Origin of the sequence: Methanofollis sp. W23 (assembly GCF_017875325.1) — an archaeon.
Classification (GTDB): Archaea; Halobacteriota; Methanomicrobia; order Methanomicrobiales; family Methanofollaceae; genus Methanofollis.
Map to the genome: position 1 here is coordinate 2,781,823 of NZ_JAGGMN010000001.1, position 18,401 is coordinate 2,800,223.

Annotated in this window: 20 protein-coding genes; 14 read left to right on the forward strand and 6 right to left on the reverse strand. The window is 57.4% G+C overall.

Features of this window, described 5'->3' with window-relative positions; genetic code table 11:
* From J2129_RS12170 to J2129_RS12195, 6 genes are all read left to right on the forward strand, one after another.
* Positions 1-714: a hypothetical protein gene (locus tag J2129_RS12170; protein WP_209631110.1), complete on the forward strand. Its 714-nt coding sequence runs from the start codon at positions 1-3 to the stop codon at positions 712-714.
* Positions 711-1,886, forward strand: coding sequence for an ADP-ribosylation factor-like protein (locus J2129_RS12175; protein WP_209631111.1), 1,176 nt, complete (start codon positions 711-713; stop codon positions 1,884-1,886). Before J2129_RS12170 ends, J2129_RS12175 begins: the two co-directional genes overlap by 4 nt.
* Before the next feature lie 7 nt (positions 1,887-1,893).
* Positions 1,894-2,643 carry a diphthine synthase gene (dph5, locus tag J2129_RS12180; RefSeq protein WP_209631112.1) on the forward strand — a complete coding sequence of 250 codons (750 nt, stop codon included), beginning with the start codon at positions 1,894-1,896 and terminating at the stop codon, positions 2,641-2,643.
* Entirely contained in the window at positions 2,640-3,206 is a 567-nt protein-coding gene (locus tag J2129_RS12185) for a DUF357 domain-containing protein (protein WP_209631113.1), read from the forward strand. The genes dph5 and J2129_RS12185 overlap by 4 nt, the downstream gene beginning before the upstream one ends.
* Before the next feature lie 151 nt (positions 3,207-3,357).
* Complete coding sequence (locus J2129_RS12190) at positions 3,358-4,383, forward strand: flippase-like domain-containing protein (RefSeq protein WP_209631114.1); 1,026 nt, start codon at positions 3,358-3,360, stop codon at positions 4,381-4,383.
* 41 nt (positions 4,384-4,424) lie between these two features.
* A complete protein-coding gene (locus J2129_RS12195; RefSeq protein ID WP_209631115.1) occupies positions 4,425-4,874 on the forward strand; it encodes a bifunctional nuclease family protein in 450 nt (149 codons plus the stop codon).
* Between the two features lie 802 nt (positions 4,875-5,676).
* Here J2129_RS12195 and hisE read toward each other — a convergent pair.
* From hisE to J2129_RS12215, 4 genes are all read right to left on the reverse strand, one after another.
* Entirely contained in the window at positions 5,677-5,970 is a 294-nt protein-coding gene (gene hisE, locus J2129_RS12200) for a phosphoribosyl-ATP diphosphatase (protein ID WP_209631116.1), read from the reverse strand.
* Positions 5,967-6,422, reverse strand: coding sequence for a NusA-like transcription termination signal-binding factor (locus J2129_RS12205; RefSeq protein WP_209631117.1), 456 nt, complete (start codon positions 6,420-6,422; stop codon positions 5,967-5,969). Before J2129_RS12205 ends, hisE begins: the two co-directional genes overlap by 4 nt.
* A 293-nt stretch (positions 6,423-6,715) precedes the next feature.
* Positions 6,716-7,381, reverse strand: a complete 666-nt coding sequence (locus J2129_RS12210) for an MBL fold metallo-hydrolase (protein WP_209631118.1) — start codon at positions 7,379-7,381, stop codon at positions 6,716-6,718.
* An 805-nt stretch (positions 7,382-8,186) separates the two neighbouring features.
* The gene (locus J2129_RS12215) at positions 8,187-8,924 is read right to left on the reverse strand and encodes an SIMPL domain-containing protein (protein ID WP_209631119.1); all 738 of its coding nucleotides are present in this window, start codon (positions 8,922-8,924) and stop codon (positions 8,187-8,189) included.
* A gap of 414 nt (positions 8,925-9,338) precedes the next feature.
* Here J2129_RS12215 and J2129_RS12220 point away from each other — a divergent pair, with 414 nt between their 5' ends.
* Both J2129_RS12220 and J2129_RS12225 read left to right on the forward strand, forming a co-directional pair.
* Positions 9,339-9,752, forward strand: coding sequence for a hypothetical protein (locus J2129_RS12220; protein WP_209631120.1), 414 nt, complete (start codon positions 9,339-9,341; stop codon positions 9,750-9,752).
* A gap of 422 nt (positions 9,753-10,174) precedes the next feature.
* On the forward strand, positions 10,175-10,357 hold the full coding sequence (locus J2129_RS12225) for a hypothetical protein (protein WP_209631121.1): 183 nt from the start codon (positions 10,175-10,177) through the stop codon (positions 10,355-10,357).
* A gap of 739 nt (positions 10,358-11,096) precedes the next feature.
* Here J2129_RS12225 and J2129_RS12230 read toward each other — a convergent pair.
* Complete coding sequence (locus J2129_RS12230; protein WP_209631122.1) at positions 11,097-11,927, reverse strand: hypothetical protein; 831 nt, start codon at positions 11,925-11,927, stop codon at positions 11,097-11,099.
* 537 nt (positions 11,928-12,464) lie between these two features.
* Between J2129_RS12230 and J2129_RS12235 the strand changes: the two genes are divergently transcribed.
* The 3 genes from J2129_RS12235 to J2129_RS12245 are packed head-to-tail and all read left to right on the forward strand — an operon-like array spanning position 12,465 to position 14,545.
* Entirely contained in the window at positions 12,465-12,896 is a 432-nt protein-coding gene (locus J2129_RS12235; protein ID WP_209631123.1) for an FKBP-type peptidyl-prolyl cis-trans isomerase, read from the forward strand.
* Between the two features lie 42 nt (positions 12,897-12,938).
* Positions 12,939-13,379 (forward strand): peptide-methionine (R)-S-oxide reductase MsrB, encoded by a 441-nt coding sequence (gene msrB / locus J2129_RS12240; protein ID WP_209631124.1) that lies wholly within the window; start codon positions 12,939-12,941, stop codon positions 13,377-13,379.
* A 47-nt stretch (positions 13,380-13,426) separates the two neighbouring features.
* Positions 13,427-14,545, forward strand: coding sequence for a hypothetical protein (locus tag J2129_RS12245; protein WP_209631125.1), 1,119 nt, complete (start codon positions 13,427-13,429; stop codon positions 14,543-14,545).
* An 843-nt stretch (positions 14,546-15,388) separates the two neighbouring features.
* Here J2129_RS12245 and J2129_RS12250 read toward each other — a convergent pair.
* A complete protein-coding gene (locus J2129_RS12250; protein ID WP_209631126.1) occupies positions 15,389-15,886 on the reverse strand; it encodes a metallophosphoesterase in 498 nt (165 codons plus the stop codon).
* Positions 15,887-16,056: 170 nt separating this feature from the next.
* On the opposite strand from J2129_RS12250, the gene J2129_RS12255 reads away from it, so the two are divergent.
* The 3 genes from J2129_RS12255 to J2129_RS12265 all read left to right on the forward strand — a co-directional run bounded on the left by J2129_RS12255 (position 16,057) and on the right by J2129_RS12265 (position 18,400).
* The gene (locus J2129_RS12255; RefSeq protein WP_209631127.1) at positions 16,057-16,839 is read left to right on the forward strand and encodes an ABC transporter substrate-binding protein; all 783 of its coding nucleotides are present in this window, start codon (positions 16,057-16,059) and stop codon (positions 16,837-16,839) included.
* Positions 16,840-16,963: 124 nt separating this feature from the next.
* A complete protein-coding gene (locus tag J2129_RS12260; RefSeq protein WP_209631128.1) occupies positions 16,964-17,641 on the forward strand; it encodes an amino acid ABC transporter permease in 678 nt (225 codons plus the stop codon).
* 3 nt (positions 17,642-17,644) lie between these two features.
* Complete coding sequence (locus J2129_RS12265) at positions 17,645-18,400, forward strand: amino acid ABC transporter ATP-binding protein (RefSeq protein ID WP_209631129.1); 756 nt, start codon at positions 17,645-17,647, stop codon at positions 18,398-18,400.
* Position 18,401: the final 1 nt, after the last annotated feature.

The window sequence follows — 18,401 nt, forward strand, 5'->3', positions numbered from 1 at the left end:
ATGGATCCGTTCAAGACTGGCATTAGGGCGATCGACGAGACCGCAGGAGGGATCCCCCCGGCCTCCAACCTGCTCCTTCTCGCCCCTCCCTTTACAGGCGCCGATCGCCTGGCATATCAACTGACTCATCCAGGGAAAAATGACTATACCATCGTAATTTCGGCAGACGGCGATGCTCTGGATGTGAAAGATTCATTTGGACTCTCAAGAGAAGATAGCCACCGTCTCTGGGTCGTCGACTGTATCACCAGGACGATGGAGCCCACGGCCACCGACAGCGACCAGGTGAAGTACGTGGCAAGTCCGGTGGACCTGACCGGGATGGGGATCAAGGTCACCAGGATCCTGGAAGAGATCAAGGAGATCGAAGCGGCGGCGGGGACCGGGGAAGTGCCGCGGGTGCGGATCTGTGTCAACTCTCTCTCGAGTTTTCTCATCTATTCGAAACTTGAGGCGATCTACCGGTTTTTCCATATCCTCTCGGCCAGGGTGAGGCGGATGAACGGGGTCGCGGTCTATCTGCTCAACCCCGCGGCAGTCGATGAGAAGACCATCTCGACCATTGAGCAGTTGATGAACGGGGTCATCAGGATCTCTGAGGAAGACGGCGGCGATGGGGTCAGAACGCTGGACCTCAGGACAAAAGGGGGTGTCGTAGTCAGGGATGTCCGCTACCGCATCTTGGGGAATGCACTTGTGGTGATTGAAGCATGATCAGGACAGGCATTCTGGCCTTTGATAGGATGATCGGCGGCGGGGTTCCTGAGGGGAAGAGCGCCCTCTTTTCCCTTGGCATGGGGGTGGAAGGACAACAGTTCATGTTCAGCACCCTCAGGTGCGCAAGGGTGCAGGGGCACCGTTGCTTGGTCGTGATCCCCTATGCCACCGGGCCCGCATTCCTTTCCGGGACCAGGGGAACCCCATACGAGATCAGGGGGGGAGAGGGGTTGTACTTCCTGGACTCTCACGTCTTCGAGGAGATCGATGCCCTCCGTACGGCGACTCCTGAGAGTGAGGCCAGGGCATGGGAAGAGCGGATCGATATGGTGCTGCAAGAGTATTCCATTGATGCGGTCTTCCTGTACCCGAACCGTCTCTGTGATACCCTCGGAACGGCCCGGACACTCAGGCTCTTTGCCGACCTCTGTGCCATGCGAAAGGTGACGCTCTTTGTGGAGTATCTCAACCTGTATAATGCCTGTCATCTCAGGGACATGCTGGATGCGGTGCCCTTCGACCTGGTGGTGACCGCTGGCGAGGGGTTTGGGGGCCATATGTTCCTGAGCACTTTCAGGGTGGAGGAGGTCTCGTGGAGAGACGTCCCACCCCGCCCCCTCCCTTTTGTGGTCCATGGGGACGGGCGCCTGGTTCCGCAGATCCCGAAGATCGTCGTGACCGGTCCGGTGGATGCTGGGAAGACCACTTTCATCAGGACGGTCTCGAAGCGGTGGGTCTCCTCTGAACGGGAGGGAGTTTCAAGTACGCCGACGACGGTTGCGATGGACTTTGGAAACCCTGCAGTGACATGTAGCGGTTTTGAGGTCAATCTCTTCGGCACCCCAGGACAGGAGCACTTCGGGCCGATCATCAGGCACCTGCTTACCAACGCCACCGGGGTCGTCTTCATGGTGGACGGGTCGGGAGACGGGGATCTAGAGGGGGCGCGCGGGATGCTGGCGCCTGTGCTGGCCCTCGGTGCTCCCTTTGTCGTGGGCGTAAATGTAAAAGACCTCCCCCTGAGGACCGACGACGGAGAGGTGCGTGAGGTGCTCGGTGTGCCTGAAGAAACGCCGGTCATCTCGTTCTCGGCACAGCGGCTCGACGAGGCGACGGCCGTGGTCGACGCCCTCGTGGAATTGATCGTCCGCGGAAAATCTATGGAGTGAAGACGTAATGCTGACATTTATTGGGCTTGGTCTCTTTGATGAGCATGATGTGTCGGTCAAGGGGCTGGAGCAGATCCGGCGGGCCGACTATGTATTTCTTGAATCATATACCTCGGTCCTGACCGGGACGACCCTTGAGAGGATGGAGGACCTCTTTGGGAAGAAGATACAGACGCTGGCCAGGGACGATGTCGAGGGCCATCCTGAAGATTTTCTCAGGCTTGCGCTCGACACAGATGTTGCCTTCCTTACGGCGGGCGACCCCATGGTCTCGACGACACATATCGATCTGCGGATCAGGGCCGAAAGGATGGGGGTCAGGACTTCGATTGTCCATGGGGCTTCGATCGTGAGTGCGGTCTGTGGGCTTACCGGGCTGCAGAACTATCGTTTCGGGAAGTCGTGCTCTTTGCCGTTCCCCTATGGGAAATGGGCGCCCAAGACCCCGATCGAGGTGATCGAGCAGAACATGGCCGAGAACCTCCACACACTCGTCTATCTTGACATCCAGCCTGAGCGGTATATGCGAGTCCCTGAAGCGGTGGTGCTCCTCGAGGAAATGGCTGCCGAACGCGGTCTTTCAATCCCCCTCTATGTGGGGGTGGCTAGGGCGGGTTCGCCCGCGCCGGTGGTCGCGGCCGGGAATGCGGCCGACCTGGCTGGAGTGGACTTCGGCGGTCCGCTTCATATCCTTGTCGTTCCGGCAGCACTCCATCTTATGGAACAGGAATATCTCAAGACCTTTGCTGGCCTATGAGTTCGTCGTTGCACGATGCCCTTGACGCCGACCTTTCTGTGGTTTCTCCTGCCCCTCCAGAGGGGTCGGCTCATGCGAGAGTCTGCGCCTGTGTTCTCAGGATGGTCTCCTCATATCTCTCTGACGGGACAGTCTTTGCGGGCAGGGGCGACCTGGTCAATGCCCATGCCAGTTTTGCCTATGCATATGGGTGGCTGGACGCCGGTGCCCATCTTGGGCTGTACCATGGGCGGACGGTGCCCATGGACTATGACTTTGTCACCTCGACCGGTCCCGACCTCCGTGCCCATCTTGAGGAGAAGACTGCACGCTATGAACACCTCCTTGTCGAGGCGACCGGTTCGGTCTCCCCGGCCCCCGATTCAGAGACCCCGATGTACAGAGCAGCCTGTGAGGTCGCCGATACTGGCGGAGTTGCCCTGGCACGGGGACAAGGGTGTGCAGGGGACGGACGGTTGGAAGAAGCACTTGGCTGGTATTCGTACGGGTACGGGTGGCTTGATGCCGGGGTGCAGGCTGGTCTTTTTGTAATCCTGGGGCGAAGAGATATCTTTACCGTATGAACCTTCTATCTCCTCGTTTTTCCGATTGAATTCATTCATATCCTCTTTTCTCTCTGTTCTGGAGACTCAAAGGGTTTATACTATGGTCCATAAACGTAGTGGAACAGAACTCCCCCGCATCTTTCCCTGACATGGGGGGCAATGGTGGCGAATGAAGAGATCGCAGTGGAAGTGGCTTGCTGTTTCGCTTGGGTTCAGCAGTGTCGTGCTCGTCCTTGTCCTGTACTTCACCTTCGACGAGAGGACGCTGACCTATCTCTCCAGGTTGAACCCCTGGTATCTCTTGATTGCCCTCCTCGCCCACATTCTGGCCCTCGGGATCTGGGCGCTCAGGATGAAGGTCCTCTCCAGGTCGCTCGGGTACCGCGTGGGACTGTTTGGCTGTCTCAACGCCGTATTTGCAAACCTGCTCATCGCCGGGATCACCCCCTCGCAGGCCGGGGGCGAACCGGTACGAGTCCATGAACTCTACCGTTCAGGAGTGAAACTTGGCGACGCCACGGCGGTGGTGATCATGGAGCGGATCCTGGACGCCATCGTCCTTGTGGCCATCAGCATCATCTCGATGCTCCTGCTGGGCCAGCAGTGGCGGGATATCGGCTCAGGGCAGTCAGGGCTGATCTATGGGTCCTGGGTGGTCATCGCCTCGTTTGTCCTGCTCCTGCTCTACCTGTTCAAAAATCCCCATGTGCTGAAGGGGTGGCTGAAGAGGATTTCGCTCTGGTTGGACCGGAGGAAGAGGAAGCGGAACGCGGAAAAACTGAGTGCGTTCCTTGCCAGGATCGACAGCGAGGTCGACAACTTCCACGAGAGTCTGGGGATGTTTGTGAGCCGTGGAAAGGTGGGACTTATTGCAGGGATGGGGTGCACCGCGCTCTTCTGGATCATCGAATTTGTCATTGCTTCGGTCATCCTGATGGGCCTGGGGGAAGAGCCGTTCTTTGTGGAGTCGTTTATCGCCCAGATCCTCATTGCCCTCCTGATGATGATCCCGCTCACGCCCGGGGGGTCAGGGATTGCAGAGGTGAGCGCCACCTCGATCTATGGGATCTTTGTAGATCCCGCGATTGTCGGTGTCTTTGTCCTTCTCTGGCGGATGATATTCTATTATTTCAACATCTTTGTGGGTCTTGTGGCGAGCATCGGGATCCTCAAGCGTGAGGTCAAGAGGCTCTGACCGCCGCAACTCTTAACTGCGGGGAAATGATCTCGTAGCTTATGGGAGTCATGGACGCGAGTGTACGAGGGGTGTTCTTCACCACCAGTGCTGGCGGGGCAGTACCTGCGGTCCTGTTGAACCTGCCCTCCGGGAAGACGTTGCCGATCTATATCGGGTTGTGGGAGGCGATCTCGATCAACAATGCGCTCAACGACGATCTTCTCCCGAGGCCGGGGACTCATGACCTCTTTGTGGCGATGCTGGAGTCGTACGGGATCACAGTGAGAGGGCTCACCATCGACGACCTGCGGGACGGCGTCTTCTATGCCACCCTTGCCTCGTCGCGGGAGGAGGGGGAGGAGAGTCTGGACTGCCGGCCGAGCGACGGGATCGCGATCGCTCTCAGGGCAGGGGCACCGATCGCGATTGAGGAGGTGGTGGCCGAGAAGGCGGGGGTTGAAGAGGAGGAACTCCCTGATTTCGTTGATCTCTCGACCTATCTCTCGTGACCAGTGCGCCTTGAAGGGGAGAAGGGACCATGCAGGGGTGGTGAGGCGAGCGCCCCCTTGAGGCATGTTGCATTGCAAATATTTTTCAGCGTAGATCGTTCTGGAGTCTTCCGTCGCCGTCCGGGTTCCTTCATGGCAGAGGCAGGCAGCGACTGAATGGTGCCCTCGGTCGCTCCATCTGGAAGAGGAATTATACCCCGTCGAAAAAAGCGAGAACCGGGTTTTGAGGGGTGGGTAGAGGTTTTAATCTCATCTTGGTGCAGGCGTGACTCAACCGCCTTCATTCATGCTCGCGCCGGGGGCGTTGCCCCCGGACTCCCGGGATGATGATGGGGGTGGGAAGGCAGAGGGTCGATTATTCAGAAGGAGTTTTTAATCCTCTGCATATCGACTTCACTCGGATCAGGTGAGTTCAGATTCTCATCCAAACCAGAAGAGATGATCTTAGGGACCATTTTCATGGAGTATATCTCAAGCTCTCTTGGGGTGAACATCTCTTCGAACTGAAGTGTATCCTTCTAGAAATTCTACACTTTCTCCTCCGCCGGGGGACGTGCCGCTCCCCTGGTCCTCCACCGATGAAGATTGGCGGAAAGGCACAATCAATGGACCTGAAGAGATTTATCGTCCTCGATCTATCGTGTGGCGAGAGGTTTCGGTGGCGACACTGACCCTGTATCCTTCAGATGCCTGTTGTGAGAATAAGGTTCCCCCACACCTTGAAGTGCCGTTCAGAACTATTTTCATCCAGTATGTGTGAGCCCAAGGTTTATGTCAGATTCTACAGAGCCAAAAAGTGGGATTATTTTCTTCGTGCCGCCAGTTCACCGAGGACGTCCTCGATATCGATCTCTGCCGCTTTGAGGGCGACAAGGAAATGGAAGAGGAGATCGGCACCTTCTTCGATGGTCCGGTTATCTTCTCCGTTCTTGACGGCAAGGATGAACTCGGTCGCCTCTTCTCCTACCTTTTCAAGGGGTTTGTCGATCCCTTTCCGGTGGGTGAGAAGTGAACTGACATAGGAGTCGGGCGAGGGATGGGCGGCCCGATCATTGATGACACTCCAGAGTTCTTCAAGGACTGCCTGGTTTTTCATGCCTGCGGCACCTCCTCTTCAACGGGAGGGATGATCTCGCCGATTTCGTCACCGAAGAAACGTCTGACCAGGAGCCTTGCTTTTTCCACGGTGCTGCCGCCTTTGCCGATTGCGATCCCGAGTTCGCTCTTTTTTTGTATCACAATCTCGAGTTTGCCGGTCAATTCGTCGGTCCTGATTTCTTTGACCTCCGCAGGTCTGAGGATATTTGCGATGAACCCCCCCCTGTCTTCGGCGTATTCGACCATCTCGATCCGCTTCCCGAGGACTTTCTGCATTTTTCTGATGTTTTCACCTTTTTTTCCGATGGCAAGGCCCATGTCACCGGGTTTGATCACGTAGATCACCCGGTCGAACCGGTCGTCGATGAGGCAGTCATATGCCACTGATTTGGTGAGAATGCGGAGTTCCTCGATGTATCTTCTCTCTTTAAATCCAATACTCCGTTCCATTTTTATGAGTCCCTTATAATTATGTGTATTCTCTGGTTTTCGTTCTGATTTTTCCTATTCATGGGAAATTCTGACTGATGTTCATATATAGTTTGTGCGGAGGAAAAAAAAGGTTGGCAGGTCTGACACCCTGCCAACACACACCGGTATGGTGTTTACTCTCGGATTTATAGAGGGTTTGAGTGGAATGAAGATGTCTGGTCGTCACCCCGGGTGGGATGTCCGGCCACCCACGGATGGACCATCCCTCCATCTCTATGATATTATATATATATGTTTCTTAGACACAGGGATCAGGAAAACCGGTGTCGCTGGCCCGCCCCTCCTTGCTTGAATGCTCTGGTATTTATCTCTCTGATTGTCTCTATTCCTTCTGTACAGTGTGATGGAGAGAGATAGACGAGAGTTGTGAGGACGTCAAGGTCGTCATCAGAGACTGAGTGGAACCCGCCGATCGCGCCCATGACCGGGCCATGGTTCCCGACGCTCCTGATGATCTCGCCGATGTGGGGATGAGCACACCCGGTGACGAGGAGGTAGCCCTGCTCGGTCCTGAGGGCGAGTGACTGCTCAGCAGGATGCTCGCCGCATGGCCCGGTGGTGAAGAGGCCTGGCGCCAGTTCCTGCCACCCGTCGATGACCACGACGGTGCCTGCCGCGGCCACCGCCACTCTGGTCTTTTCCGAGAAGGTGTCGGGGATGCAGACGGTGAGGTCGGGGTTGCGGCCGAGGACTGCCTGGAGCCCGCCGACATGGTCCCAGTGGTCGTGGGAGAGGACGAGGGTCTGGATGTCGGCAGGGTCTATCCCGAGTGTCTTCAGGTTGGCCGAGAGGATGGCGGGGTCGCCGCCGGTATCAAAGAGGAGGGCGGCCTCTTCGATGTAACATGAGAAGCCTTTGGCAGTCCTGAGCGCCGGGTCGAAGGGGATGTTGTTGTAGACCTCGGTGATTGTGTACATGGGAGAAGAGAGGGGGGCCTCTTCTATAGGTTTTGTGTTTGAGGAAAAATGGGGCTTTATAGCCCTCCCTCTCACCAGGTCCGGATATGAGCGAGACTCCCCTGCGTTTTTATGGTCTATTGAAGATCGGTTCTGTAGAATTCCTTATTAATAATGGGGCAGGAAGGCACAATAGACGAACATGAGGGGGGCATTGTCGTCCTCTCTCTCTCTAAGAGAATCATCTGGGGGGTTACCATGAAAATGATCCTGAAGATTATCTCTTAAGGTTTGCATGAGAATTTGCACCCATAAAACCCCACTGAGGCTGATACATAGGGGAGAAAATTTTTCTCCAGGCAATCAGCCGTCTCCAATCGCTGAATCTTTTCTGCTATCTTGCACCGAGACCCCCCCGAGGATAAGGGCGGGGCAGCAATGAGACGTTTTCCCCCCATGCCCCCATGGTGTCCCGCTCTGGAGGGGGAGCACAGATCCACATGCCCTGGAGACCCATGACCATGTTCATCCAGTATGCGTGAGATGGGGGCTCATCCCTGGTTCTACAAAGCACGAAGATCGGCTCTGTAGAAACCCTCACCTCTTGTGTAGGTGAGACGTGTGTCGCCCGCCTTCCTGCCCCTTTGGCCGGGAAGGCAGAATCGATGACCATCAAGAGAGTGCTGCCGTCCTTGCCTCACTCTTTACGTGGGAAACTGAGGGGATGACTGGAAGGAGTTGAGGCGGTTGAAAGTCTTTGATGGCACGCTCCTCGTTGCAGGGAGCTGTCATGAGGATCTCTTCAGGGCAAAAAAATGGGATGTGTTCAGGCACAGAGATATGAGACGGAGACTGATGCCGTGACCTTCGCCTCGCCGACCTCGATCGGAGTCGGCATTCTGGCACCAGCGTCCATTGCCATTGGTGCGTTGAAGCTGCGCTCATAGTACGGGACATAGGTGCCGCCGATGGTGATCTCTTTTGTCCCGGTGATGGTCACGCCTGCGGCGGTCGCCACGGCGTCGGCGTCTGCCCGTGCATGGGTGACGGCCTGGGTGAGTGCGTCGGCCCTGAGTGTCTGTTCTTTCTCTGGGCTGAGGGTGAAATACAGCCCGTTGACACGGTTAACGTCGTTTGCAACGGCAATGTCGATGATCTCACCGGCCCGGTCCACGTCCTTGAGGGTGACCTGGAGGGTGTTGGTGACATGGTAGATCACTGCCTTGCTCCTGAACGGCTTGTCGTTGTCGGGTTCTTCGGCCCAGATGTTGTAGCCGGTGGTCTTGAGGTCTTCAGAGGCGATCCCTGCGGCCTTGATGGCGTTGATCACCTTGTTCATCGCCTGGCTGTTTGCCGCCTGGGCGGCTTTCGGGTCGGTGTCCTTGGTCTCGACGCCGAAGGAGATGACGGCCCGGTCGGGAGTCGTCGTCACTTCGCCGGTACCTGAGGCGTGGATGAGCCGCTCGTCAGTGGTGTTGGGGGCGACTGCGGCGCTGGCGCTCCAGACGCAGGCGGCCACGAGCACCATGAGAGCGGTACAGAGGACGAATGTGCGCGTACGCATGGTTATCAGGCTACTGTCTGGTGAGAGAATAAAAATACCTTCCTTAAACTCCGAAAAATTTCGCACTTATCGGTTCTGGGGGAGTGTGAATTCACAGGAGAACCATCGAGAGATTGAATTTCGTGGGGTTATGGGGTGAAGAGTATGAGCGGATTCACCGTGAAAATCCAGGGTAGTCCCTGGTCCCCGAAGTGTCGGGGACGCGAGTCCTCGCCTGGCTCCCATCCATTTATCCCAGAAATTCAGCGTTGTAAAACTCCTCGACCCTTCTGTGTACAGGCATGACCACCCGGATCTCCCGGACCGCCTGGACCACGATGGATGGGCATGACAGGGGTTGTGTCCTCGACTTGTCGCGTGTGGGGGGTAGGGGGCGGCACGCCCCCCCACAGAGAATCTCTGTGAGAATTTACCATGCGTTCATCCCAGAACTCCCCGACCCTCCCCTTCCCAGAAGATAACAGTAGAGATGGTGGGGCGCCCCCTCTCTCTGTTGCGTACTCATACATTTCCCTGCCTTCCCATACCCCGCCAGAGAGATTCATCAAGACGATTTCTACAGAGGCGATAATTGATTATCAGGGATTGTATGGTGACTTTCTCTCTTCAGGATTCCTCAAGGGTGATACGCAGGGAAAAATACCTCTTCTAAATGGTTTTCTTCTCTGCCTTCCCGACCCTGTCTTCATCATGGGGGTTATGGGGTCGCTGCCAGCACGAAGTATGGGAAGGCGTGATGATCCGACGTGCCGTCCTCAATTGAGGAGTCTTCCCCGCTGTCTCGCCTGGGGAGATCTCCTCAGGATCCCCGATGATGAGGATAGGTGAGGGCGGCGATGAAACAAGGCCCTCCCCGATTCTCCTGTCTTAAAAAAGAATGGTCCAGCAACAGGAAATTATCATCTCGTATGCGTGGGGCGTGATCTCGCCTCATGCTGAATTCTACAGGGCTTTCTCTCTCATGTTCTCTCGGACCCAGAGGTCTCGCACCACAATCTCCCCTCTTCGTGATCTGTGGTACCCTCATGGCCTTCTCTGGGTCGTGAGATGGAAAAATTTAAAATCGCGGTAAATTCGAGAAGTACATGAAGATGCCACGCAAGATTAGAGAAGATAATGGTGCGTATCCCTGTGAACCGTCACAATCTGGGGGGATTGCCGGGGGTGCCGGGGTCTCAACGCCTGAGCGCGTGTGCTGCGAACTCTGTGGGGAATGGTTTATTCCCCATTCTCTGGAAAACGGAGAGGAAGTGTTCTGTCCCGCCTGTAGGCGGGCGTATACCCGGATATGTCCCTACTGCGAGCGTACTTTCAGGACCGATACCTGGCCGCACGAGGTCTGTCCAGAGTGTTATGAGGACGATCTCTGGCAGGGCGGGGAAGATCCGGCCGATGAATATGAGGACGAACTGGACCGTCTCGAGGACTATTAATCTCTTTTTTTGCGCTGAAAAAAACTCTCGCCGGTCCTGGGGGCTGAGCGCGACAGGACCGCCTTCCCCATCGGCCATGCCACTGCTCCCTGACTTTCGGGAAGAAAATTGGGCAGGGAAGGCATATTTGAACTCCCTGAAGAGGGATTGCCGTCCCCGGCCAGAGAGATCCAGAGGGTTTCTACAGAGCCAGAGATATGAAATCGAGTGGGTGGGTGATCCCTGCTCCGCCTTTAGAGCAGGGCACCACAGAGAGCCACCGCCTCAGTGCCGCCCGCCCATCCTTGGTCCGTGGGGGGTCCGGGGTTTCCTCTGGGGAGAGACGGCGGTGAAAGTTCTGCGCTGAGGGGGGCCGATCTCTCACTCGTTCCTCCGGGATGAAGAGCGGGCTTGATGAGGGGGACCGGAGTTCTTGGAGAGAGATTGTGAAATCTTGACCTCCGTCCCGCGCGCACACCAGGGCCTCTCTTCTCCTGGTTTAAATAATTAAAAGGCTTTGTAGAATTCCTCTAGATAGCCATCTTGGCAGGGGGCTGGCCGCCCCCCTAACCCCCCGGGTCCAGGAGAGGCGGGGAACGGCAATCCCCTCTTCATCTTCGTCCATCCTGCCCCCCCACCCTATCTTCATCCCGGGGGTCCGGGTGGCACTCGCCCCCGGCGACAAGATAGGGGAAGGCGGTTGAATCATACTCGAACCAAGAAAAAATGAGGTTTTCTACAGAGCCAATTAAAAAAAGATTTAGCGCTGCCTGAGCGCAGCGGCACAGCCCAGGAGACCTGCAGTTAGGGGCACCACCAGGGCGCTCGACGAGGCCTGGGCGGTCGTGGTGGTCGTGGCCGGGACGGTCGTCTGGGCAGAGACATTCTCGGTCTCGAACCCGATCGGCGGGTTCACGTGGACCAGGAAGACCGAGACCGGTTGTGGGCCGCTCACCGCGGGGACATTGGTACAGGCCGAAGACGGGGCTTCTCCCTGAATAAAGGTGATCAGGACGCTTGAGTTGTCGTTTCTTCCATTGTACATCAACTCTCCACCGGGCTCGACGAGGTCTTCAAAGACGGTCATCCCCTCGCTCATGACGGTGATGTTCATCGCGGTGGCCGGGCAGACCGACCCGGTGCAGTTGGCGCAGTCAGGGACCGCTTCATAGGTGAGGGAGTAGTTGCCGACCAATGGAGCGGGCAGGGTTGCCAGGTCGCCGACGATCTCGCTTGCATACCAGGTGCCCTCAGAGGCTACCAGTTTTCCGACGGCGATCCACGGCCCGCCCTCGCCGCCAAGCGAGGTGACCTCAACCGTATCGCCGACCTCGAAGACCGAGAAGACCGCGGGGTCCGGGACAGTGCCGTTGACCTTGGCACTTTCGTTCATCGCCTCCCACCCGCATGGCGGGGTTGCCGAGTAGTTGCAGGCATACCTGGCATCAGGCAGGATGGTCATTGTACCGTTCTCGGCATCAAGTGCCGTGATGGTCCCTTTTTCTGTGACCTCAAGGAGCACTGCCGACGCGGCAGGCGCTGAACAGAGGATACACAGCGTTAGGGTAAGGAGAAGGGTTTTTGTACGCATATTCACCACCTCTCCACCGGTCGGGTTGCGTCCCGGAACCGGAGAGACTGGGGTTTCAGTCATCACCAGAATACATAAAATTATGGCTCCATAGAAACTCTTGCCAATTTGTGATGCAGGCGCGACCTGCTTGTGTCCTCGCTCTATATGCGCCTGGGTTCATCGAAGAACTTCTGTTCTTCTGATGTTCCCTTTGCTTACGGTTCGAAAATGGGCTCTTTGGCAACTCCCCACCAATTCCTGGTTGAGTGTGACTCATTTGCTTTCTTATATCGAATCGCGCCGGGGGCGAGTGCCGCCCGGACCCCTGGGATGAAGATGGGGTTGCAGTTCTACGATCTATCGTGTTGCGGGGGGACGGCACGCCCACCTCCCCTGCTAGAGAGCACCATTATGAGGATTGCTCCATAGCCAGTTTATCATAGTTTGGCTCCACACGGTCTCCGACCGGTCGTGTGCTGGAGGGGATAGGGGGGACTCCCATACGTCCTCGTCCGCACCGCACCTTTATGCGCCGGCCCGCCGCACCTGAGAGGCATGGAGAGGGCAGCAGAGGGCGATCTCGTCCTTGTCGAATATACTGGCACCCTTGAGGACGGCACCGTCTTCGACCACTCTGAGGCACCGCAAGAAGTGACCATCGGTGAGGGGATGGTCAACCCGGCCTTTGAGGAAGCACTGGTCGGGATGGCCCCTGGAGAGACCAAGACCATTTTCCTCCCGGCAAAAAGGGCTTATGGTCCGTACAAGAGAAGACTGGTCTTCAGGATCAGGCGCAAGAAACTCAACCTCCCTGAAGAACCGGTCCCCGGAGGGATCGCGAGAGTCAGTCTCAAGAACGGGAAGAGTTCGCTGGTCACGATCAAGGAGGTGACCGAGCGCTGGGTGGTCGTGGACGCCAACCACCCCCTTGCTGGCAAGGATCTCACCTTCACCCTTATCCTCAGAGAGATCAAGAGGCCGGTATAAGTACCGGCATCCTTATCTCCCTCCTCCGCTTGAAGGTGGGCGATGGACGAGGTCAGGATCTATGACGCCGCCTCGGGGACGGTGAGGACGGTGGCACGGTGCCGGCTCACAGAGGACGAGTGGCGGCAGCGACTCATGCCAGAGGCCTTCAGGGTCGCCAGAGAGGGGGGCACCGAACCGCCATTCACCGGAAAATACCATGCCTGGAAGTTGGGGGGGGTTTACCGCTGTGTCTGCTGCGGCACCGACCTCTTTCTCTCAGAGGCGAAGTTCGACTCTGGCACCGGGTGGCCGAGTTTCCGGGCGCCGGTCTCTGAATTGAACATCGCGACACGAAAAGATATGCGTTATGGCATGGTGCGGACTGAAGTGCTCTGCTCGCGGTGCGGTGCCCATCTTGGCCATGTCTTCGAGGACGGTCCGCCGCCGATCGGTCTGCGCTATTGCATCAACTCCGCCTCCCTGGTCTTCACCGAAAGGTGAGCAGAATGGAGGAAAACCCTTAATCCAGATTAAGGAGTTATTCTTGTATGGGAGACGTGTACGCCGGGGAGGCTGCGGCCCTCAGGGATGAGGTGCGAGACGCGGTCAGGAGTGCGGAAGACTACCACCAGGAGATGCAGAAGACCCCAGGATGGACCTGGGTTGAAACCTCTATTCTTCTCCTCGCCGTCGTCACCACTGCAGCACTTTTTCTCTTCGTCGACGGTGCTCTCCTCTTCTGGATTGTGGCCAGTTTCTACCTCTATATGTTCCACCCTCTCGCTATGTTCGTCCCCTCGGGCGGGAGCGGCAAGGGTGCACCCCGCCGGGAGGACCTGGTCGAATACACGAGGTACCTCAGAGATGCCGGGGCGATCAAGGAAACGGTGACGTCCAGGCGGAATGCGGTCGCCGAAGTCTTCTGGAACCTCTTCTTCATCAACAGTCAGCCCCTGGCCCCTGGGTTCTGGCTCATCTACTTGCTCGACGTAGTCTTCGCCCTCGTCCTCACCGCAACCGGGGAGACCGAGTGGCACGTGGCGGCGATCGTCGCCGTGCAGTCGGGGGCGATCATCGCCTTTTACCTTGCCATCTGGCATATGAAGCCTTACTCGCCTGGATTTTTTGGGCGGGTCCTCGGGTTGCGCCATGACCTCAAGGCCGGGATCGCCGGCGGGGTCAGGTCGGGCTTCGTCGCCCTCCTGGTGATCGGCGGGATCGCTGCGGTCGCCGGGATCCTGATCGTCTCGGCGATGCTGCTCCCTGGCATGACCCTTGGCAGACTCCTGGATGTCGAGGGGATCTCACGGTTCAGGACATTTCTCCCGGTGGTCCCGCTCCTCCTCTCACAATTTGTGGTGCTCCGTTCTCTGCAGGGGAGGTACTCCAGAGCGCTCCTCCTTGAGGTGAACAGGGCCGAGGTCCAGGGGATGAAAGCGCGCCTCCTTCCGGCGGCAGAGCGCCTGGCCGACCGGGCCGCAGAGGGAGAGGACGGCCCCGAGATTGCAGAAGAACTCACAGAGATCAGAAAGACCCTCGTCCAGTTAAGTGCCTATGGGCCTGAACGCCACCGTCTTGCCGGTCACTTCACGGTCTATACCATCGTCCCCAATATCGGGATCATCCTCAGTGGGAAGAGGAAGAGGGAGACGGAGGCGGAGAGTTGAGAGGGGCGTTCTTGATTCTGTGATCTGGTTTGGAAGTCATCCCCAAACTCTCCTGTCCTCCCTCTTCTCAGAAGAGAGCACTGAATGGGGTGGAGAGATCCTCCCTCTCTTCGTTGCCCAACGATGGCTTCATGCCTTCCAACTCCACCGTGCCGGGGGCGGCAAGCCCCCTGGGGGAGGATGGAGTTTAGAAATTCAGGTACGAAAAAATTCAGTTCAAGATGGTTTTCAACCACAGTGAGTTTTGAGATATGTTCTTGATGAAATTTTTTGTCGTTTGATCTCTCTATGAGGAGAGGAAAGGTGGTGTCCTCCCCCTCCCCTGGTGCGGGGTGGCGGTGACGATCCTGCGATTGGGAGCGGCCATTCTGACCGACGTGCCTTCCCATATCATCATGCCGGGGGCGCTGCCCCCGGGCCCCTGGGACCACGATGAAGCAGGGAAGGCAGAATAGATGAATGTGAGATGGGTGATGCTGTCCTTGACCAGTCGTGTCGCGGCACGCCCTCCTCTATAGAGATAGTGATTCAGAGGAATGAGTGGTCTTCTGATCACGTGCTTCCCGCCTCTTCGTGCCGAGGGTGCGCGCTCCCGCCCGGCACGATCGATCAGGGCAAGCGATGATGCATGGGTGCGCAACAAAAAGGTGAGAAACTCCCCCCTCATCTATTGCTCTCTTCTGAGATGGGAGGGCCGGAGAGTTTTGGGATGGTTTCATGGTCAGTCCTTGTGAAGACTCTCTGTGTCGCCGGCACGTGGGTGCAAGGAGGCGTTTGGGTCACACTCTCCTTGCAATAGGTGAGCCCTCTACAACCCCGATCTTCAAGCGTTCCTCTCCTCCCTCACAGCCTGACCAGGTGCGCCTCTTTTATCTCCGTTTCCAGGACGGCGAGGGTCGGCGTCCCGGTGAGATACCCGCAGATCTCGCCAGGGTTGATCATCAGCGTCCCCCCGTGCCGGCCGATGAGCGGGTGATGGGTGTGGCCCGAGACAAGGACGTCGAGGTCGCCGCGCTCTATGAGAGACGCGATCTGGCCGGTGTCATGACCGTGGACAAGCCCGATGCAGAGCCCTCCGGCCTTTGTTCTGGCATAATCGCCGCGCAGGTCGACCTTCCCCCCGTCAGACGCAGTTTTTCTGAGCGCCTCACGGTCACCGTCATTGTTCCCAAAGACCCCAATCACCGGTGCCTCCAGGCTCTCAAGCACTTTCAGGGCGAAGGGGGCAACATAGTCCCCGGCATGGAGGACCAGTCCGACCCCTTCCCTGTTCAACACCTCAACCGCCCGTTCCACCAGGGGAAGACAGTCATGGGTGTCTGCCATGATCCCGATGCGCATAGATCCCGATAGGGGCCGACCACCATAGGGCTTGCGACATGTGGGTGTATGCGGGCGCGCCCCTCCTCGCAGGACAAAAATCCTTAACTTGGGTTGATTTTGGTTAACATGCGCCTGTGGGCGTTCCTATTTCAGAAGGGCTATATATTGTCGGGCGCTGAACATATTTTATGGACAAAAGGATCCTGACCGCTTTTGTAGCAGCGATCGTCGTTCTGGCGGTTGCTCTCTGCGGATGCACCGGTAATGCCGCTGATGCTCCAACAAACGAGAATAAAACGTACATCGTGGGCATCGACGGCGACTATCCGCCCTACTCCTCGGTGACCCTTGAGGGGGAGCCCACCGGGTTTGACGTCGAGTCGATCCGGTGGATCGCCGACGAGATGGGCTTTGAAGTCGAGATCAAGCCTATGGCCTGGGACGGTATTATCCCCGCCCTCCAGCAGAACAAGATCGACATGGTCTACTCTGGCATGACCATCTCCCCTGAACGTCTTGAGAAGGTGAACTTCTCCAAGCCTTACTGGATCACCAACCAGGCTGTCGCTGTCCGCGAGGGCTCTGACTTCACCATTGATGACGTCAAGGAGGGCAAGGTCGTGCTCGGTGTCCAGCGCGGCTGCACCGCCCACACCTGGATCGACCAGCACCTGGTCGAGACCGGGAAGATCTCTGAAGACGACCGTCAACTTTATAAAAACGTTCAACTCGCCCTGAACGACCTCCTGAACAAGCGGGTCGACGCCGTGATGTACGACGTCCCGGTCATCAAGGAGTCCATCCAGGACAAACCCCTCGTGATGCTCGGTGAGATCCAGACCGATGAAGAGTACGGCGTGGCTGTCCGCAAGGACGACAACGAACTGCGTGCCATCATCAACGAAGGCCTGGACAAACTGATGGAATCCCCGAAGTGGGAAGAACTGAAGCAGAAATACGAGATGGAGTAGGCGCGGTCTTGTGCGTCTTTATCTCCTCTACATTTTTCAATGATGGGGCTCAACTCATATCACGCGTGAATAGAGCCCCCATGTTCAGGACAGGACAGGGTCCCCTGCAGTGTGGTGAGTTCAGGTGACCGGTGTCCTCGAGGTGATCTCCCAGTCGCTCCCCTATCTTGCAGAAGGCGTAGTGATCACGCTCGTCCTTGTCCTTGCCGCCCTTGGCCTTGGGCTCCTGATGGGGCTTCCGATGGCAGTCGCCCATGTTTACGGGACAAGGGCGGTCAAAGGGATCATATCGGTCTATGTCTGGTTCTTCAGGGCCCTCCCAAACCTGGTGCTCCTGTTCCTCTTCTTCTTCGGGGTCTTCCCGTTGCTGGGACTTGGCGACGTCTCGCCCTTTCTCGTGGCCATCATCGTGCTCGGACTGAGGTCTGGGGCCTACCAGTCGCAGATTTTCAGGGGCGCGATCCAGTCGCTTGGGGAGGGGCAGATGACCGCCGCGAGGTCGCTTGGGATGAGCAGGGGGCAGGCGATCAAGAGCATCATCCTCCCGCAGGCGGCGAGGATCGCCCTGCCAGGATGGACGAACGAGTACCCGATCCTCCTCACCGACTCGGCGGTCTGCTATGCGATCGGGGTGATGGAGATCCTGTTTCGGGCCGACCAGATCGTCTCGGTGACCTATGAACCGATGACCGTCTATGTGGGGGCGGCGGTGGTGTACATCCTCCTCAACTATGGCGGGATGTGGATCTTTGGCCGGGTCGAGAAGAAGATCAGCATACCTGGATTTGGGAAAGGAGCATAAGATATGGGTTCAGAGGATTGCATCCTCCGTGTTGAGGATATCCATAAACAATATGGTGATCGCGAGGTGCTCCGCGGGGTCACCTTCGAGGTAAAGAAGGGTGAGACAAAGGTGTTCATCGGTCCTTCGGGGACCGGGAAGAGCACGCTGTTGCGGTGCATCAACCAGTTGACCGAGCCTGACTCTGGTCGTGTGTTCCTGCAGGGGGAGGAGGTGACGCATTCTGGGAACCGTATCAATTATTTCCGGCAGAAGATCGGGATGGTGTTCCAGAACTTCTACCTCTTCGACCACCTTACGGCGCTGCGGAACGTGGAGATCGCCCTCCTGAAGGTGAAGAAGATGGACCCTGCGGCGGCACGCGAGAAGGCGCTCGCCGAACTGCGTCGGGTCGGGATGGAGGACTGGGCCGAGAACTATCCTGCCGAACTCTCAGGTGGTCAGGCGCAGCGTGTCTCGATCGCGCGCGCCCTTGCGATGGACCCCGACGTGATCCTCTTTGACGAACCGACCTCTGCCCTCGACCCTGAACTGACCCGCGAGGTGCTCGAGGTGATGAAGACGCTTGCTCGGCAGGGGATGACGATGCTCGTGGTGACGCACGAGATGAGTTTTGCCAGATCGGTGGCAAACGAGATCATCTTCATGGAGCACGGAAAGGTCCAGGAGCATGGCGCCCCTGCCGACCTCATGACAGGTCCTGCATTTACCCGCACACGCGAGTTCATAGGAACATTCAGTGAATCATTGACTGATTAGG

Bases quoted from the DNA above. Each gene is read 5' to 3' on its own strand.
- J2129_RS12195 (WP_209631115.1), top strand. From the start codon at position 4,425: ATGGGAGTCATGGACGCGAGTGTACGAGGGGTGTTCTTCACCACCAGT.
- hisE (WP_209631116.1), bottom strand. From the start codon at position 5,970: ATGAAAAACCAGGCAGTCCTTGAAGAACTCTGGAGTGTCATCAATGAT.
- J2129_RS12170 (WP_209631110.1), top strand. From the start codon at position 1: ATGGATCCGTTCAAGACTGGCATTAGGGCGATCGACGAGACCGCAGGA.
- msrB (WP_209631124.1), top strand. From the start codon at position 12,939: ATGGACGAGGTCAGGATCTATGACGCCGCCTCGGGGACGGTGAGGACG.
- J2129_RS12250 (WP_209631126.1), bottom strand. From the start codon at position 15,886: ATGCGCATCGGGATCATGGCAGACACCCATGACTGTCTTCCCCTGGTG.
- J2129_RS12255 (WP_209631127.1), top strand. From the start codon at position 16,057: ATGGACAAAAGGATCCTGACCGCTTTTGTAGCAGCGATCGTCGTTCTG.
- J2129_RS12265 (WP_209631129.1), top strand. From the start codon at position 17,645: ATGGGTTCAGAGGATTGCATCCTCCGTGTTGAGGATATCCATAAACAA.
- J2129_RS12235 (WP_209631123.1), top strand. From the start codon at position 12,465: ATGGAGAGGGCAGCAGAGGGCGATCTCGTCCTTGTCGAATATACTGGC.
- J2129_RS12185 (WP_209631113.1), top strand. From the start codon at position 2,640: ATGAGTTCGTCGTTGCACGATGCCCTTGACGCCGACCTTTCTGTGGTT.
- J2129_RS12215 (WP_209631119.1), bottom strand. From the start codon at position 8,924: ATGCGTACGCGCACATTCGTCCTCTGTACCGCTCTCATGGTGCTCGTG.
- J2129_RS12245 (WP_209631125.1), top strand. From the start codon at position 13,427: ATGGGAGACGTGTACGCCGGGGAGGCTGCGGCCCTCAGGGATGAGGTG.
- J2129_RS12190 (WP_209631114.1), top strand. From the start codon at position 3,358: ATGAAGAGATCGCAGTGGAAGTGGCTTGCTGTTTCGCTTGGGTTCAGC.
- dph5 (WP_209631112.1), top strand. From the start codon at position 1,894: ATGCTGACATTTATTGGGCTTGGTCTCTTTGATGAGCATGATGTGTCG.
- J2129_RS12230 (WP_209631122.1), bottom strand. From the start codon at position 11,927: ATGCGTACAAAAACCCTTCTCCTTACCCTAACGCTGTGTATCCTCTGT.
- J2129_RS12175 (WP_209631111.1), top strand. From the start codon at position 711: ATGATCAGGACAGGCATTCTGGCCTTTGATAGGATGATCGGCGGCGGG.
- J2129_RS12210 (WP_209631118.1), bottom strand. From the start codon at position 7,381: ATGTACACAATCACCGAGGTCTACAACAACATCCCCTTCGACCCGGCG.
- J2129_RS12220 (WP_209631120.1), top strand. From the start codon at position 9,339: ATGCGTTCATCCCAGAACTCCCCGACCCTCCCCTTCCCAGAAGATAAC.
- J2129_RS12205 (WP_209631117.1), bottom strand. From the start codon at position 6,422: ATGGAACGGAGTATTGGATTTAAAGAGAGAAGATACATCGAGGAACTC.